At 63.9% G+C, this 17,120-nt stretch carries 14 protein-coding genes; 8 read left to right on the forward strand and 6 right to left on the reverse strand.

What is annotated here, in order from left to right; all coding sequences use genetic code 11:
* Positions 1-53 precede the first annotated feature (53 nt).
* The 7 genes from ACEQZ0_RS06770 (at position 54) to ACEQZ0_RS06800 (ending at position 7,503) form a co-directional block, all read left to right on the forward strand.
* Positions 54-770 carry a prepilin peptidase gene (locus ACEQZ0_RS06770; RefSeq protein WP_370189636.1) on the forward strand — a complete coding sequence of 239 codons (717 nt, stop codon included), beginning with the start codon at positions 54-56 and terminating at the stop codon, positions 768-770.
* 91 nt (positions 771-861) lie between these two features.
* Positions 862-1,881 (forward strand): Flp pilus assembly protein CpaB, encoded by a 1,020-nt coding sequence (gene cpaB / locus ACEQZ0_RS06775; protein WP_370189638.1) that lies wholly within the window; start codon positions 862-864, stop codon positions 1,879-1,881.
* Between the two features lie 41 nt (positions 1,882-1,922).
* A complete protein-coding gene (locus ACEQZ0_RS06780; protein WP_370189640.1) occupies positions 1,923-3,497 on the forward strand; it encodes a type II and III secretion system protein family protein in 1,575 nt (524 codons plus the stop codon).
* A 12-nt stretch (positions 3,498-3,509) separates the two neighbouring features.
* Positions 3,510-4,163, forward strand: coding sequence for a CpaD family pilus assembly protein (locus ACEQZ0_RS06785; RefSeq protein ID WP_370189642.1), 654 nt, complete (start codon positions 3,510-3,512; stop codon positions 4,161-4,163).
* A 6-nt stretch (positions 4,164-4,169) separates the two neighbouring features.
* Entirely contained in the window at positions 4,170-5,459 is a 1,290-nt protein-coding gene (locus ACEQZ0_RS06790) for a pilus assembly protein CpaE (RefSeq protein ID WP_370189644.1), read from the forward strand.
* A gap of 54 nt (positions 5,460-5,513) precedes the next feature.
* On the forward strand, positions 5,514-6,485 hold the full coding sequence (locus tag ACEQZ0_RS06795) for a type II secretion system F family protein (RefSeq protein WP_370189646.1): 972 nt from the start codon (positions 5,514-5,516) through the stop codon (positions 6,483-6,485).
* 19 nt (positions 6,486-6,504) lie between these two features.
* Positions 6,505-7,503: a type II secretion system F family protein gene (locus ACEQZ0_RS06800; RefSeq protein ID WP_370189648.1), complete on the forward strand. Its 999-nt coding sequence runs from the start codon at positions 6,505-6,507 to the stop codon at positions 7,501-7,503.
* Positions 7,504-7,545: 42 nt separating this feature from the next.
* On the opposite strand, the gene ACEQZ0_RS06805 is transcribed toward ACEQZ0_RS06800, so the two are convergent.
* The 4 genes from ACEQZ0_RS06805 to ACEQZ0_RS06820 form a co-directional block, all read right to left on the reverse strand.
* On the reverse strand, positions 7,546-8,016 hold the full coding sequence (locus ACEQZ0_RS06805) for a MarR family winged helix-turn-helix transcriptional regulator (protein WP_370189650.1): 471 nt from the start codon (positions 8,014-8,016) through the stop codon (positions 7,546-7,548).
* Between the two features lie 68 nt (positions 8,017-8,084).
* Complete coding sequence (locus tag ACEQZ0_RS06810) at positions 8,085-8,954, reverse strand: crotonase/enoyl-CoA hydratase family protein (protein ID WP_370189652.1); 870 nt, start codon at positions 8,952-8,954, stop codon at positions 8,085-8,087.
* Between the two features lie 178 nt (positions 8,955-9,132).
* On the reverse strand, positions 9,133-9,918 hold the full coding sequence (locus tag ACEQZ0_RS06815) for an SDR family NAD(P)-dependent oxidoreductase (RefSeq protein ID WP_370189654.1): 786 nt from the start codon (positions 9,916-9,918) through the stop codon (positions 9,133-9,135).
* Between the two features lie 105 nt (positions 9,919-10,023).
* On the reverse strand, positions 10,024-11,196 hold the full coding sequence (locus ACEQZ0_RS06820) for an acetyl-CoA C-acetyltransferase (protein ID WP_370189951.1): 1,173 nt from the start codon (positions 11,194-11,196) through the stop codon (positions 10,024-10,026).
* A 378-nt stretch (positions 11,197-11,574) separates the two neighbouring features.
* Between ACEQZ0_RS06820 and ACEQZ0_RS06825 the strand changes: the two genes are divergently transcribed.
* Positions 11,575-14,610: a TonB-dependent receptor domain-containing protein gene (locus ACEQZ0_RS06825; RefSeq protein ID WP_370189656.1), complete on the forward strand. Its 3,036-nt coding sequence runs from the start codon at positions 11,575-11,577 to the stop codon at positions 14,608-14,610.
* A gap of 140 nt (positions 14,611-14,750) precedes the next feature.
* On the opposite strand, the gene ACEQZ0_RS06830 is transcribed toward ACEQZ0_RS06825, so the two are convergent.
* Positions 14,751-16,535 carry a putative 2OG-Fe(II) oxygenase gene (locus ACEQZ0_RS06830; protein WP_370189658.1) on the reverse strand — a complete coding sequence of 595 codons (1,785 nt, stop codon included), beginning with the start codon at positions 16,533-16,535 and terminating at the stop codon, positions 14,751-14,753.
* Entirely contained in the window at positions 16,535-17,008 is a 474-nt protein-coding gene (locus tag ACEQZ0_RS06835; RefSeq protein WP_370189660.1) for a hypothetical protein, read from the reverse strand. The genes ACEQZ0_RS06830 and ACEQZ0_RS06835 overlap by 1 nt, the downstream gene beginning before the upstream one ends.
* Positions 17,009-17,120: the final 112 nt, after the last annotated feature.

Consider the following 17,120-nt stretch of genomic DNA (forward strand, 5'->3'; position numbering starts at 1 on the left):
TTTGGTAAGCACGTTCCTGTAGCACCGCGCCCGAAGGAGCACCTCGGGCGACCATGCAAAGCCAGACTTTCACCTACGTATTGCTCTGCGGCTTGGCAATCGCACTGCTCTGGGTAATCGTGACCGACCTGCGCAGCCGGACGATCAGCAACAAGCTGACGCTGACGATCGCAGCGGGCGCGCCGCTCTATTGGCTTTCGCTCGGCCTCCCGGCATGGCCCGGCATCGCGTTGCAACTGGGCCTCGCGCTGGCAGTCTTCGCGGTCTGCTGCGCGCTTTTCGCCCTCCGCCAGATGGGCGGCGGCGACGTCAAGCTGCTGACCGCGCTCGCGCTGTGGATTCCGCCCTCGCACTTCACCCTGCTGCTCGTCGCCATGGCGATGCTCGGCTGGGTGCTGACGATGGCGGTGGGCGCCTGGCGGGTCGCGCGCTCGACGGCGACCGATACCAGGCCGTTGCGCGATACCGCCTATCTCGTTCTCGGAACGGCGACCGCGGCACTCTTCGCCAGCGCCGTACTCGGCGGACCGACGCTGCCGCTGCCGCAGTTCATGGCCGATCTGGGTGCGACCAGTTTCGTCGCGATGGTGGCGCTGGCGCTGGCCCCGCTCGTCGTCCTGCTCATCGTCACGCTGGGATCGATCCGCATCATCCGGCGCCACGAAGCCGATCTGTGGGTGCCCTACGGCCCGGCGATCTCGCTCGCCGCGATCTGGATCCTCGCCAGCGGAGAACTGCTGGCAGGCACGGCAATTCCCGGCGGTGGTTGAGAACGCGATCTTAACCAATTCGCCCTTAGAGAAGGCAACCATACATGCCCGCCATATCGCTTCGCGGGCCGAACTAGGGGGCTAGATAGCCATGGATAGGAAGAAGCTGGTTCTGCTGGTCGTCGCGCTGATCGTAGCTGTCGGCACGGCACTTGTCGCGCGGAGCATGTTCGCCGGAGCGAGTGCCCCGCAGGCCGATGCGGCGCAGGTCGAACAGCTGGGTCCCAAGGTACTCGTCGCGCAGCGCGCGCTGCCGGTGGGCACGATCATCACCGCCGATGCGCTCGGTTTCCAGCCGTGGCCCGAAGAACTGGTGCAGGACGCCTATTTCCTCGACGGCGAGACCGACATGAGCAAGCTGCTCGGCACCGTCGTGCGCAATGCGATCACCGCAGGCGAGCCGATCACCCAGGGATCGCTCGTCGCGCCCGGTGACCGCGGCTTCCTGGCTGCCGCACTGGCGCCGGGCATGCGCGCGATCACCGTTCCCGTGAACGCCCAGTCGGGCGTTGCCGGCTTCGTCTTTCCCGGCGACCGCGTCGACATGGTCCTGACCCAGCAGGTCGAGGGCGAAGGCCCCAGCCTGAAGGCATCGGAAACCATCCTTCGTAACCTTCGCGTGCTCGCCACCGACCAGTCGACCGTTTCGGAAAAGGCCGAGGACGGTTCGACCGTGGTCAAGGAATTCCGCACCGTCACGCTCGAGGTGACGCCGACCATCGCCGAGAAGGTGGCCGTCGCGCAGACCATCGGAACGCTGAGCCTTTCGCTGCGCTCGCTGGCGGACAATCAGAGCGAGCTCGAACGCGCGATCGCCGAAGGCGACGTCAACATCCCAGACGATGCTTCGCCCGAAGAGGAAGAGCGGATCCTGCGCCAGGCGATGGCGCGCCCGGTCGATGGCAAGACGACCTATGTGACGGGTGGCGACGTGTCGCGCTTCCAGCGCCGCACCGCGCCGCCGCAGGGTCCCAGTGCTGCGCCGCAGCAGGCCATGCCCGCGCCCGGCGTCGCTCCGGCGGCCGGGCCGAGCGCTCCGGTCTACCGCGGGCCGAGCGTCCGCGTCACCCGCGGCAAGGAAACCGAAGAAGTGCCGGTGGGCGGCAAATGAGCCGGACCGAAAAAATGAAGAGCCATTCAGGGGGCAATTCGATGAAGCGTCGTCTTACCACGAAATTGCTGCTCGCCAGCATGGCCATGGCGCCGCTGGCGGCTGCACCGACCAGTGTCGCGACCGCCCAGTCGGTGGTTCGCCCGAATTCCGAGATCGTTCTGTCGATCGGTCGCGGCGAACTGGTCAACGTGCCCGGCGCGATGGCCGACGTCTTCGTTGCCGACGACGGCATCGCCGATGTCCAGGTCAAGTCGCAGCGTCAGCTCTATGTCCTCGGCAAGGCCGGGGGCGAGACAACGATCTACGCCAGCAATGCCGCCGGAGACATCATCTGGTCGGCCAATGTCCGCGTCGGATCGAACATCGGCAGCATCGACCAGCTGCTCGCCCTCGCCATGCCCGAAGCCAAGATTTCGGTCGCGACCATGGGCTCGAACGTCGTGCTGCTGACCGGCACCGTCGCCGCGCCGGAGGATGCCGAGGAGGCCCAGCGTCTCGTCGAGGCCTTCGTGGGCGAGGAGACCAACGTCATCAGCCGGCTGCGCATGGCGACGCCGCTGCAGGTCAACCTGCAGGTCCGCATCGCCGAAGTCAGCCGCAGCTTCGTGCGCGCCCTGGGCGTCAATCTGACCAGCATCGACCGCAGCAGCGGGTTCCAGTTCGGTGTCGGCCAGGGGCGCAGGGGCTTCCTTTCCGGCGGCCAGCTGTCCGCCCTGGGCGTCGGCGTCACGCCTAGAGGTTATATTCCCGACCCGACCGATCCGACCAAGCTGATCGAGGCGGTCGGCACCACGGTAACCAGTGCCTCGCCCGGCACCACGCTCGGCGCGATGGGCAAGTTCCTCGGCCTCGACATCGGCGCGGCGCTCGACCTCGCCGAAACCGAAGGCCTCGTCACCACGCTGTCGCAGCCGAACCTGACCGCCCTCTCCGGCGAGACCGCCGAATTCCTTGCCGGTGGCGAATTCCCGATCCCGCTCAGCCAGGGGCTCGGGACGACCACGGTCGAATACAAGAACTACGGGGTCAGCCTCGCCTACACTCCGACCGTGCTCGCCAACGGCCGCATCTCGATGCGCGTCCGCCCCGAAGTGTCGGAACTTTCGAGCCAGGGCGCGATCACGCTCAACGGCTTCCAGGTCCCCGCACTGGTGACGCGCCGCGCAGAGACCACCATCGAGCTGGGTTCCGGCCAGAGCTTCATGATCGCCGGCCTGCTCTCGAACAACGCGAGCAACTCGGTCGACAAGGCGCCGGGCCTCGGCGACATCCCGATCCTCGGCAACCTGTTCCGCTCGACCACCTACCGCAAGGGCGAGACCGAGCTGGTGATCGTGGTCACACCCTATCTGGTGAAGCCGGTCGACGGCAACGACATCAAGCTGCCGACCGACGGCTTCCGCACGCCGACCGAGTTCCAGCGCCTGCTCGGCTATCAGCAGAGCGATGGCGTGACCGGGGGCGATCGCCCGAAACCGCGCGCGGTCGAAGCGGCGCCGGCCGCACCCGGCTTCTCGCAGGCACGGCCCGCCGACGATGGCAATCGCCAGACTCAGGGCAAGCCCGACACGGGCCGCAACGAACCCGCCGCGCCCGGCTTCAGCTTCGAATAGGGGACCACTACCATGGCCAAGGCAATCAATCACAAGCTCGCCGGGACTCTGACGGTGTCACTCAGCCTCGTGCTCGGTGCCTGCGTGGGCGGCATGCCGACCGATAACAGGTCGCTCTACAGCGCCCGTCAACCGGTCGTCGAACGGACCAATTTCACGCTCGACGTCACCACCTCGGGCGACGGCCTTCCCGTTACCGAACAGCAGCGTATCGCCGGCTGGTTCGAGGCCATGGGCCTCGGCTACGGCGACCGCATTTCGATCGACGACCCCACCGCCAGCCCGGCGGTGAAGGAAGATCTCGCCGCGCTGGCCGGACGCCACGGTCTGCTCGTCAGCGAAGGGACACCGGTAACCGCCGGCTATGTGACCCCGGGACAGGCGCGGATCGTCGTGACACGTTCGACCGCGAGCGTACCCGGCTGCCCCGACTGGTCGGCCAACAACGAGGCCAATGTCAATAATGCGACCTATCCCGGATACGGGTGCGCCGTGAACGGGAACCTCGCGGCGATGGTCGCCAATCCCGAAGATCTGATCGCCGGCCAGCAGGGCACCGGCGAGACCACGGTCACGACCTCGACCAAAGCCATCAAGGCCTATCGCGAACAGGCACCGACCGGCACCGGCGGCCTGGCCGACGTCAGCACGAAAGAAGGAGGCTAATCCGCCATGAGCGCTTCACTCAAATCCGCCATGCCGGGCAATCGCGATGCTTTTGCCGCCTATCTCTGCGACGAGAATGCTCTCGACGTGCTGCGCCCGGTGGTGATCGAACTCGGCTGGGCGCCCGAGAAGTGCAACAAGGGCGGCCTGCGCAACGCAGTGCAATCGCTGTCGGTCTCGGCCAGCCCCAACATCCTCATGGTCGACCTTTCCGAAAGCGGCGACCCGCTCAACGACATCAACGCCCTCGCCGAAGTCTGCGAACCCGGCACGGTCGTGATTGCGATCGGCCAGGTCAATGACGTGCGCCTCTACCGCGACCTGCTGGCGAGCGGAATCCACGATTACCTGCTGAAGCCGTTGTCCGCCAGCATGCTGCGCGACTCGCTCAACCAGGCGCAAGCCGTCTTCATGGCGCCGCGCACGGGCGAGGAGGAAGGCGTGAAGCGCCACATCTCGACAGCGGTCATCGGCACACGCGGCGGCGTCGGTGCATCCACGCTGGTCACCTCGCTCGCCTGGCTCTTCTCGGTCAACAAGCGCATGCCGACCGCGCTGCTCGATCTCGACGTGCATTTCGGAACCGGCGCGCTGACGCTCGATCTCGAACCCGGCCGCGGCCTCACCGATGCGATCGACAATCCCAGCCGTATCGACGGGCTGTTCATCGAACGCGCCATGATCCGTGCGAACGACAATCTCGCGATCCTCTCGGCCGAGGCGCCGATCAACCAGCCGCTGATGACCGACGGCGCGGCCTTCATGCAACTGCAGGAAGAATTCAAGCATACGTTCGAGATGACCGTGCTCGACATGCCGCGCAACATGATGATCAATTTCCCGCACCTGCTCAACGACGTGAATGTCGTCGTGCTGGCCACCGAAATGTCGCTCGCCTCGGCGCGCGACACGATCCGGATCCTCTCGTGGCTCAAGACGAATGCCCCGCATGCCCAGGTGCTGATCGTGGCGAACAAGGTCCAGCCCGGGGCCGCGGAAATCAGCAAGGCCGATTTCGAGGCCTCGATCGAGCGCAAGATCGACATTACGATTCCCTTCGACCAGAAGGCTGCCGCCAATGCCGCCAAGCTGGGCAAGACCTTCGTCGATGCCAATGGCAGTTCGAAGGCAACTGGTGCGATCAAGCAGCTGGCCTCGCAGATCTTGGGCGCCGGAGAAGAAGAATCTGCGGATGCAGAGGCTGGCGAAGCGAAGAAATCGCTGCTCGGCTCGCTCGATCTCAAGGGTCTGCTGGCCAAGAAGAAAACCGACCAGGTGGCCGAACCCGCCGAGTGACGCCTTCTTGGCGGCCGCCCCGGGCGCCCGATTGCGGAGATACGGAGTTAACGCATGAACATCATCCAGCTCGTGCTCGTGGCCGTCGGGGTTCTGGCCTTGCTGGCGATCGGCTATGCGATGCTCTCGGGTCCCAATGCGTCCAAGGCGAGCCAGCGTCGCCTGCAGCAGGTCCGCTACCGCCACTCCGAAAGCACCGACGCCAAGGTCGAATCGCAACTCAAGAAGGCCATCGCGGCGCGCAAGCCCAAGATGCACCGCGTCGCGGGATCCTCCTCACGCATAGAGGCGCTCGCCAACCGCCTCGACCAGACCGGCAAGGGCTGGACGCTGAGCCAGTATGCCTATGCCTCGTTGGGGCTCGGCGTCGTCGTCGCAATGCTGATGTATTTGCGCAGCGGCTCGCTGGGCCTGTCGCTGGCCATTGGCGTGTTCGTCGGCGCGGGCCTGCCCCACTTCATCGTCGGTCGCGCGATCAAGAAGCGCACGAACGCCTTCAACACCAAGTTTCCCGACGCGATCGAACTGCTCGTCCGCGGGCTGCGCTCGGGCCTCCCGGTGACCGAGACGCTGGCCGTGGTGGCGCAGGAAGTACCCGGACCCGTGGGGGTTGAATTCAAAGGCATCGTCGAACGCATCAAGATCGGGCGGACGATGGAGGAATCGCTCCAGGAAACCGCCGACCGGCTGGGAATTCCGGAGTTCAACTTCTTCTGCATCACGCTCGCCATCCAGCGCGAAACCGGGGGCAATCTCGCCGAGACGCTGTCGAACCTGGCCGACGTGCTGCGCAAGCGCGCGCAGATGAAGCTCAAGATCAAGGCGATGAGCTCCGAATCCAAAGCCTCCGCCTACATCGTCGGCGCCCTGCCCTTCATCGTCTTCGCGATGATCTGGTGGATCAACCCGACCTATATCGGCGGCTTTTTCGAAGACGATCGCCTGATCGTCACCGGGCTCGGCGGACTCGTGTGGATGAGCATCGGCGGCTTCATCATGGCCAAGATGGTCAGCTTCGAAATCTGAGTGGGAAAAGAGTAGCGTAATGGACCCTGCAACCGGCCCCACCCTCCTCGGCTTCGACGTCTACATGGTCGGCTCGATCCTCGCCGGGATCGCCGCCATGGCGATGGTCTTCGCGATCTACACCGCGGTCACCATCAAGGACCCGATGAGCAAGCGCGTAAAGGCGCTCGAGGGCCGGCGCGAAGAGCTCAAGATGGGGCTCGTCACTGCGAATGCGAAGAAGCGGCAGAGCCTCGTCCGCAAGACCGACACGACCGAGAAGATCAAGGATACGCTCGGCAATCTGAAAGTGCTGCAGCAGAGTCAGGTCGAGGTCGTCCAGCAGAAGCTGGCGCATGCCGGCATCCGCAACAAGGAACTGGCGATCGTCATCATCGGCCTGCGCGCGGTGCTGCCGATCCTGCTCGGCGGTTTCGCCTTCGTCATGCTGTATGTCGTCCAGGTCTATCCCGACTGGCAGATGAAGCGCGTGGCCGCGCTCGCGCTGGCCGTCTTCGTCGGCTACAAGGGGCCCGAACTCTACATCGGGAACATCGCCAAAAAGCGCTCGGATGCGATCCGCAAGGGCCTGCCCGACGCGCTCGACCTGCTGGTCATCTGCGCCGAGGCCGGCCTGACGGTCGATGCCGCGTTCAACCGCGTGGCCAAGGAACTGGGCCGCGCCTATCCCGAACTGGGCGACGAGTTTGCGCTGACGGCGATCGAACTGTCGTTCCTCAACGAGCGCAAGAAGGCCTTCGACAACCTCGCCTATCGCGTCGATCTCGATGCGGTGAAGGGCGTCGTGACCACCATGATCCAGACCGAACGCTACGGCACCCCGCTGGCCAGCGCCCTGCGCGTACTGTCGGCCGAATTCCGCAACGAGCGCATGATGCGTGCCGAGGAAAAGGCCGCGCGCCTGCCCGCGATCATGACCGTGCCGTTGATCATGTTCATCCTGCCCGTGCTGTTCATCGTCATTCTCGGCCCGGCGGCCTGTTCGATCGCCGACGCCTTCAGCGGCGGCATCGGCTAGCCAGCTCGTGCCTCTCTTCGCGAGTCGAAGCCTGGTCGATGCCTAGTCGGCCAGGCTTTCCGCGTCGAAATCGCCCGCCTGCTCGCGCACGCGCACGAGCATGTCGAGCAGGCTGGCGCGCTCTTCCTCGCTCAGCACCGAGAACAACTCGCTTTCGATCTTGCGCGCCAGCGGCATGATCCCGTCGTGGACCGCGCGCCCTTCGGCAGTCAGCTCGAGCAGGTGCGAGCGCCCGTCCTTGGCATTGGGCGATCGTTGCACCAGCCCGCGATCCTCCAGCCGTCGACACGCGCGGTTGACCGGCACCTTGTCCATCAGCGTCTGCTGCGTCAGTTCGCGCTGCGTCAGCGCGCCGTGATCGCCCAGCACCGCCATCACCCGCCATTCGGTGGTCTTGAGCGCGAAGCGCTTGCGATATTGCTCGGCAATCCGGGTCGAGACCGCGTTCGAGGCGATCGACAGCTGGTAGGGAAGGAAGTCGGCGAGAAGTTGGGCAGGCTGGCGTCGGGACATGACGACGACCTTGGAATCCGGAACGGCGCTTGGCAAGGCCGTTACCGGTGTAACCGTCACAATCGCAACTATCGATAGGCGGGTTCGTCCCACCAGGGATAGAAGTCGGGCATGTCAGTGCTGACTCTGTCGGGATAGGCCGGAGCGCGCTTTTCGAGGAAACTGGCGATACCCTCCCTTGCATCCGCACTGCGGCTGAGGCGATAGATCGCGCGACTGTCGATCCGGTGCGCATCCATCGGATGGCCCCCGGCACCCAGGCGCCACAGCATGGCGCGCGTCATCGCCACCGAAACGGCCGAGGTGTTGTCTGCTATCTCGCGCGCGATGCCGATGGCGGCATCCATCAGCTCGCCCTGCGGGTGGACCGAACGCACCAGGCCGCGCTCCTTCGCTTCGGCGGCGTCGAAGATCCGCCCGGTCATGCACCATTCGAGCGCGGTCTGCATGCCGACAAGCCGCGGCAGGAACCAGCTCGAGGCGGCCTCCGGCGTGATCCCGCGCCGCGCGAAGACGAAGCCGAAGCGCGCATTGTCGCTTGCCAGGCGAATGTCGAAGGGGAGTTGCATCGTCGCCCCGACCCCCACGGCCACGCCGTTGCAGGCCCCGATCAGCGGTTTCTTCGAATCGAACAGGCGCAGGGTCAGCCGCCCGCCCCCGTCACGCACCCGCTCGTCCGAGAGATCGTCGACCGGGTTGGGATCGGAGAACACATGCCCCCCGCCCTCGGGCGTCAGATCGGCCCCGGCGCAGAATGCCCTGTCGCCATGCCCCGTGACGATCACCGCGCGCACGCTGTCGTCGGCATCGGTCGTGTCCATCGCATCGATCATCTCGTCCATCATGACACGGGTGAAAGCGTTCATCTTCTCCGGACGATGGAGCGTGATCGTGGCGACGCCCTCGGCGATGTCGAGCTTGATCTGCGTGTAGGACATGTGTTGGTTTTCTCCTCGGTCAGTCCCGCGACTTGGACCGCATGTTACACGGTCCAAGGGCAAAAAAGGTCGGCGCCCCTTTCCGCCTGCCGAAACAAGGGGAAAGAGGCGCCGGATTGATCATGCGGCCAGGTCTAGCGCGCCGGCGGCAAGTAGGAAAACAAACAGCGAGACGGGCTCACCGCGGCGCCATGCGGATCGCGCCGTCGAGGCGGACGTCCTCGCCGTTGAAATAGCCGGTCTCGATCATGCACATGGCGAGCTTGGCGTATTCTTCCGGATTGCCGAGGCGCTTGGGGAAGGGGACCGATGCGGCGAGCGCTTCCTTCACCTGTGGCGGGGCGGCGTTCATCAGCGGGGTGTTGAAAATGCCCGGCAGGATCGTGTTCACGCGGATACCTTCGCGCATCAGGTCGCGCGCGATCGGAAGCGTCATGCCGACTACGCCGCCCTTCGATGCCGAATAGGCCGCCTGGCCCATCTGGCCGTCTTCGGCCGCTACGCTCGCGGTATTGACGATCGCGCCGCGATCGCCGTCCTCGCTCAGCGGGTCGAGGCTCATCATGCCCGCCGCCGACTTGGCGATGCAGCGGAAGGTGCCGATGAGGTTGACCTGGATCACGAAGTCGAAGGCCGAAATCGGGAAGTGCTTGATCTCGCCGGTCTGCTTGTCGCGGCTGGCGGTCTTGATCGCATTGCCGATGCCCGCGCAGTTGACGAGGATGCGCTCCTGCCCGTGTGCCTCGCGCGCCTTGGCGAAGCCTGCATCGACATCCTCGTCGCTGGTGACGTTGACCTTGCAGAAGACGCCGCCGATGTCCTTGGCGACCGCTTCGCCCTTTTCCTCGTTCATGTCGAAGATGGCGACCTTGGCGCCCTTGGCGGCGAGTGCGCGGGCGGTGGCTTCACCGAGCCCCGATGCGCCGCCGGTCACGACTGCGGGGGTATTGCTGCTGACTTCCATGAATAATCCTCTCAATTCGTCATCCCAGCGAAAGCTGGGACCGGGTTCAAATGGGTCCGACTTTGCTGCGCGCGATTCCAGCTTTCGCTGGGATGACGCAAGCCGTCAAAGCGCCTCGACGATGGTGACATTGGCGACGCCGCCGCCCTCGCACATCGTCTGCAGGCCGTATTTCTTGCCTCGCGCCTTGAGCGCGTGGACCAGCGTCGCCATCAGCTTGGTCCCGCTCGCACCGAGCGGATGGCCGAGCGCGATCGCGCCGCCGTTGACGTTGAGCTTGTCCGGATCCGCCCCGGTATGCTTGAGCCAGGCGAGCGGAACCGGAGCGAAGGCCTCGTTGACTTCGTAAAGGTCGATATCGCCGATGTTCATCCCGGCGCGCTGCAGCGCCCGGTCTGTCGCGAACAGCGGCTCCTCGAGCATGATCACCGGATCGCCAGCGGTCACGGTGAGATTGTGGATCCGCGCTATCGGGGTGAGGCCGTATTCCTTGAGCGCCTTTTCCGATACGACCAGCACCGCGCTGGACCCGTCGCAGATCTGGCTGCTGGTGGCGGCAGTGATCGTGCCTTCGGGGCTCAGCAGCTTGACCGAGGCGATACTCTCGAGCGTCGCATCGAAGCGGATGCCTTCGTCGACCGTGTGCATTTCGGTGCCTTCGGGGGTTTCCACCTCGACGGGCACGATCTCGGCTTCGAAAGCGCCCGACTTGGTCGCTTCGATCGCCTTCTGGTGGCTCGACAGGGCAAACCGGTCGAGATCGTCCTTGGTGAAGCCATGCTTCTTGACGATCATCTCCGCCCCCATGAACTGCGACCACTGGATGCCGGGATATTTCTCCTCGAGACCGGGCGATTTGTAGTTCCCCAGGCCTTCCTTCATGTGGAACATCGCGGTCGAGCCCATCGGCACGCGGCTCATGCTTTCCACCCCGGCGGCAATCACCACGTCCTGCGTCCCGCTCATCACCGCCTGCGCGGCGAACTGGATCGCCTGCTGGCTGGATCCGCACTGGCGATCGATCGTGACCGCAGGCACGCCCTCGCCGAGATGTTTGGCCGCGAGCACTGCATTGCGACCGACCTGCATCGCCTGCTCGCCGCCCTGGCTGACGCAGCCCATCACCACATCGTCGACAGCCTTGGCTTCGAGCCCGCTGCGCTCCATGATCGCATCGAGCGACTTGGCAGCCAGATCCACCGGGTGGATCCCCGCCAGGCGACCGCCGCGGCGCCCCCCGGCAGTGCGTACGGCTTCGACTAGATAGGCTTCGGGCATCGTCATCCTCTTTTTCGCTTTTCCGAAACCATTAGGTTTCGATTAGGAACCGGTTGCGTAAGCGCGCCTTACGTGAACGTCAACCGGAAGGCCGCGCTTTCGCGCCCGATCGGTTTTAAATCCGTACGAGTCGCCCGTGGCAGGCGCAATTTTCGGCCGAACGGCAGGTGTGACTTAGGCGTCACACCCCTTACGCCAAACCGCGCAAAATGTAACAAAAGCTTTGCATTCGGCGCGTCCCTAAAGGCACATGCGAGCTTCCACTGGAGGGATTGCGCATACGCATGGGCCTTGGTCGCATGCGATTCTCCTTCCCTCGCAGGGGTTCCTTGGAGATCCGACCTCAGGGGTCGGTCGATCAATAGAGGGATTAACAGAGTGAAACTCCAAACCTATTTCAAAGCAAGCGCGGCTCCCGCTGCCCTTGGCCTTGCCCTGCTTTCGCAGCCGGCACTGGCCCAGGTCGGTCCGGCCGACGAAGCTACCGTCGATAACCCGACGACAGCTCCGACGGGCGCAATCGTCGTTACGGGTTCGCGTATTGCGCGCCCGGACGTCGAAAGCGCCAGCCCGGTTACCGTCGTCGGTGCCGAAGAGGTTGCTGATACGGGTACGGTCAAGGTCGAAGACCTTGTCAACTCGCTGCCGCAGGTTGTCGGTGGCCAGAACTCGTTCATCGCGAACGGCGCTTCGGGTACGGCCACGGTCGACCTTCGCGGCCTCGGCACAGCGCGTACGCTGGTTCTGATCAACGGCCGTCGCCTGCAGCCGGGTGACCCGGGCCTTCCCGCAGCCGACCTTAACCAGATCCCGGCGTCGCTGATCGAGCGCGTCGAAGTCCTCACCGGCGGCGCTTCGGCGACCTATGGTGCCGACGCTGTGGCCGGCGTTGTCAACTTCGTCATGGACACCGATTTCGAAGGTGTCCGCCTCGATGCGAACTACAGCTTCTTCCAGCACGACAATGACACGAGCCAGGTTGTCAAGCAGGACGGCTCGACTATCGACGACCTCAATGATGCTCGCGGCTTCACTCCGCCCAAGGGCAACGACGTCGGCGGTTCGACCTACAGCATGGAACTGACCGTTGGTGCCGCTTTTGACGATGGCCGTGGCCACGTCACCGGCTATGTCGGTTACCGTGAAGTCGACGCGCTGCTGCTCGGCGATCGCGACTACTCGTTCTGCGCTCTGACCACTTCGCGGTCGGGGAACATCTCCTGCGGTGGTTCGTCGACGGCTCCTTATGCGACCGTAACCGATCCCTTCTTTAGCCTCTTCGGTGGGCTGGTTGCGGATGGTTCGGACGACTTCAGCCGTCCGTTCGAAGCGTATAACTACAATCCGATCAACCACTTCCAGCGTCCTGACACCCGCTACACGGCCGGTTTCTTCGCTGACTACGAGATCTCGCCTTCGGTCACGGCCTATGCCGAGTTCATGTTCATGGACGACCGTTCGAAGGCGCAGATTGCGCAGTCGGGCACCTTCTTTGCCGATCAGTACAACATCGCGTGCGATAGCCCGCTTTTCACCGCCGCCCAGGGCAACTACCTCTGCGGCCTGATTGACGGCCAAGAAAATCGCGGTGACTTCATCGACACCGACGGCGACGATGTAGCCGATACCGATCCGACGGGTGCGGGGATCATTCCGCTCTACATCGGTAAGCGTAACATCGAGGGCGGCCCCCGTTTCGACGATCTGCGTCACACGGCTTATCGCCTGGTCGCCGGTCTGCGAGGTCCGATCACCGACACGATCCGTTACGACGCATCGGTTCAGTATGGCACGACCATCTTCAGCCAAGTCTACAACAACGACTTCTCGCGGTCGCGCCTCCGTAACGCCCTCCAGGCGACCACGGATGCCGATGGCAACGTCGTTTGCCAGTCTGTAATCGACGGGACCGACCCCAACTGCGCGGTATACAACCCGTTCCAGGGCCCCGGCATCATCGCCGGTACCGATCCGCGCAACGGCATCACCCAGGCAGCAATTGACTATGTCAACATTCCGCTGCTCTCGAAGGGTGAAGTCGAGGAAGTCGTAGCGAACGCCTATATTTCGGGAGATCTCGTCTCCATTGGCAACGCAAGCCCGATCGGCTTCGTCCTCGGCGCGGAATATCGTGAAGAGCTCATTTCGACTCGTAACGACGTTTCGTTCAAGACCCAGGACGGTGCCGGGCAGGGTAGCCCGCAGCTCGACGTCGACGGCAAGTTCGATGTGAAGGAAGTCTTCACCGAACTTCGTGTTCCGCTGATCGAAGACGGCTTCGTGGACCTGCTGGCCCTCGAACTCGGCTATCGCTATTCGGATTACAGCCTTGGTTTCTCGACCGATACCTACAAGATCATCGGCGAGTTCGCTCCGGTCGACTGGATCAAGTTCCGTGGCGGTTACAACCGTGCCGTCCGTGCTCCGAACATCCTCAACCTGTTCTCGCCGAACCGGGTTGCTCTGTTCCAGGGTTCGGACCCCTGCTCGGGTCCCACCCCGAGCTTCACGCCGGCACAGTGCGCCAACCTTGGCGTTCCTGCGGCTCGCTACGGTACGATTGCAGCAAGTCCCGCTGGCCAGTACAATCAGTTCATCGGGGGCAACCAGAACCTGACCCCCGAAAAGGCTGACACGTACACGGTGGGTGTCGTGATCGAACCGGACATGATTGTCCCGGGCTTCGTCCTCGCGGTCGATTACTACAACATCAAGATCGACAATGCGATCAGCACCATCGGTGCACAGACGATCATCAACCAGTGCGGCCAGACGGGCGATCCGTTCCTCTGCGGGTTCGTCCAGCGCGCACCCGGTAGCCTGACGTTGTGGACCAATGGTGGTTTCATCACGAACACCACTCGCAACGTCGGCGGCGTGGACACGAGCGGTATCGACGTTTCGGCATCCTATAGCCGATCCATTGGTGCCGGCCGTCTGAACTGGTCGTTCACGGGCTCCTACCTCGACTCGTACTTCTTCGATACCGGCGTTCCGACGCTGACCACCGATGGTGCGTTCGAGTGTTCGGGTTACCATGGTAACTCCTGTGGGTCGCCCTTGCCGAAATGGCGCCACCAGATGCGTCTGGGCTATACCTTCGACTTCGGTTTCGGTGCGTCGGTTCGCTGGCGTCACTTCGACGGCGTCGATTGGGACCAGCGTAGCACGGATGCCGACCTCGGCACCGGGGCTGCAGCCAGCATCGGCGACATCGGTTCGCAGGACTATTTCGACCTTACTCTGTCGTACAACCTCGATCCGGTTACTGTGCGCCTCGGCGTCAACAACCTGTTCGACAAGGAACCGCCGATCATCGCTTCCGGCTTCGGTGGCTCGAACGGCAACACCTATGTCGAAACCTATGACCCGGTCGGTCGTCGCGTGTTCGTCAGCGCGACCCTCCAGTTCTAAGCTTCGGCAAACGAACAAACGGAAAGGCGGGCTTCGGCCCGCCTTTCTTTTTGCCTGATCGCGATACGCTCCGGCAGCCAGCACACGACCATGCCGCCCCGCCTAAATAGCGAGTCAGCTTACTGGAGTTGTTGGAGGAATCAGCGCAGGGCGACGTCGAAAGCGACGGTCATCCTCTCGCCTGAAGTGAAGGGTCGCGTACCGTGCCACGCCCATGAGGGGAACAGGGCGAGCTTGCCGACTACAGGCTCGATCAGCCTGACCGGCTCCCAGTCTAACCCGAATTCGCGCGGCGGTTCGCCCACCGCCAGCCAGCCATCCTGCCCTTCTGAACCCTTACCGAGCATTTCGGGAAGGGTAATATAGCAAGCCGAACTGACATCCCCCAGATTATGAATATGCGCGACGTGGAACCCAGCATCCTGCAACCTCACCGACCAGGCGCCGCTGAAGCGCTTGATTTCACGCGGCAGCGAAAGCCACGGGTGCTTATGGTCGCGCGGCGGCAGGCCGTCCAAATATTCACGCACCGCGTCCTCGATGGCCGCCTTCAGTTCGGTGATCTCCGGAGCCGTCCGGGCGAATAACATGCCATCGGTCTGCGTGCCTCCGCGCAACGACTGTTCGAGCGGCTGGCGCTGCGACCGGTGGATACTCCGCAAGTGCATTGCTAGCGCGTCGATATCCTTGAGCCGAGAGCCGATATCGAGCGTGCCCACAAAATCACCGTCACGCTCGAGCCAATGCCATCGGTCTGGGTCGCTCGCGCGCCAGGCAAGCGAAAGATAAGGGAGCACATCGCGTTGCAATCCCATGCGCAGCAAGCGCTGGCCTAGCTTCGCGAGTTCGTCCCAGCGGTGCATCCGTGCCAACCAGCGAACGCGCAGCATGTCTGCACCGGGGTCTTTCCAGCTCGCTATCGCCGTAAAGGCATCTTCCCGATCGGCGAAATCATCAGCCTCGCATGCAGCCTGTGCGGCCATCAGCGCGACATCGCGTGTCTCGCCAAGCGCCGCCCGCGAACGCGCCACGACTTCCAGCGCTGCCTGAGCCCCGCTCTGGCGTTCAATCAACCTGGCGTATTCGCGCCATACCTCCGGCGGGCATCCGGCCCGCCTCACGGCCTGCTCGAACCCTCCCATCGGCGATCCGTCGAGGTTCGCTTCCCACCGCAGTTGCGCTTGCGTGCGCAGTGCATCGACGTTGAATGGCTGAGCGGCAATAATCCGATCCAAAAGCCTGTCGGCTTCCACACTACGGCCTTCGCTGTGCAAGGCTGCAGCATATTTTATACCGAGACCGGTGTTGGCAGGATCGGCGGCGCAGGCTCGGGCAAAATAGGCCGCACTCGGCTCGCCGGAATCGAACTGGGCGAACGCGCGGATCGCCAACGCCGGGGGATCGCCCGGCGCCGCCGCCAGAACATGATCCGCAGCAGCGATGGCACGCTCGGTAGCGAAGGCTTCGCGTTCGAGCATGGCGAGATTGCGCCAACCGCGAAGATGAGAAGGATTGTCGCGGACGATCTGCCGCAGGTCTTCGATCATCGCCGGCCGATCGAGCTTGCGGATCTGCAGCACCGCGCGATCGACGGCCGCATCGACAAGCCGCGGTTCGAGCTGGAGCGCGCGGTCGTAGGCCTTCACTGCCTCAGCCGCGCGCCCAGCATCATCCAGGATGCTGGCGTATTCGGCCCATAGCGGAGCCTCACGCGGAGATGCACGCAACGCTTTCTCGACGAGCTTCGCCGCACTACGTGGATCGCCTTCGGCGCGTGCGAGCCGGGCCGAGAGATAAAGCACCGCCTTCTCGCGCGGGAGTGCCTTGCGCAGCGGTGTCAGTACTTCACGGGCAGCGGCAGTTCGCCCCTGCTGCAGCGCCACCTGCGCTGCCTGGAGCGCCCGCTGCGCCGTCGCCGTATCCATCAGTCGATGCGCTTGACGCCGCGCCAGCCCTTCTTCCCGGCGAGCGAGAGCTTGAAGGTGCCGAGCATACCCTTCTCGATAGTCACCTGTTCTCCCGGCTGGATAAAATCAAGGCGCAGCGAACCGGAGGTCCGGGCTTCCCAGACGCTCCCGTTGTCGAGCTGTAACCGAAGAATCTTGTAGGTCTGGTTGTAATCGACGTGCGTGATCGTCCCGCTATAGGCATCGGCCGTGTCCTGCTCGTCAGCAGCGAGATCGCCAAAATTGTCCCGCCGCAACTGTTCACGCTCCGCCTCGGCCACCTCATCGACACCGAAAATGGAATCCATTGCATTGTCGAAACATTCGAGCCGCTGGGACTTCTTCTGCATCGCTCGGCACTGCAAGAGCAACTCGTCATTGTCGGTCGCCTGCGCATTTAGGGCGACCGGACTGGCGGCGAGGAGGGCCGCGAGGCCGGTGAGACGCAGCATCAAAGTGTCCTCTTCATAAGTGGGGCGGTAAACCGGCGACAATCCTACCATATTGCCTAACGCCGACAAGCCGCGGAGAAGATATCTCGCCGTGCCCCGCACACCGCCTGTT

The organism is Qipengyuania sp. (assembly GCF_964227205.1).
In the GTDB taxonomy this organism is placed as follows: Bacteria; Pseudomonadota; Alphaproteobacteria; order Sphingomonadales; family Sphingomonadaceae; genus Qipengyuania.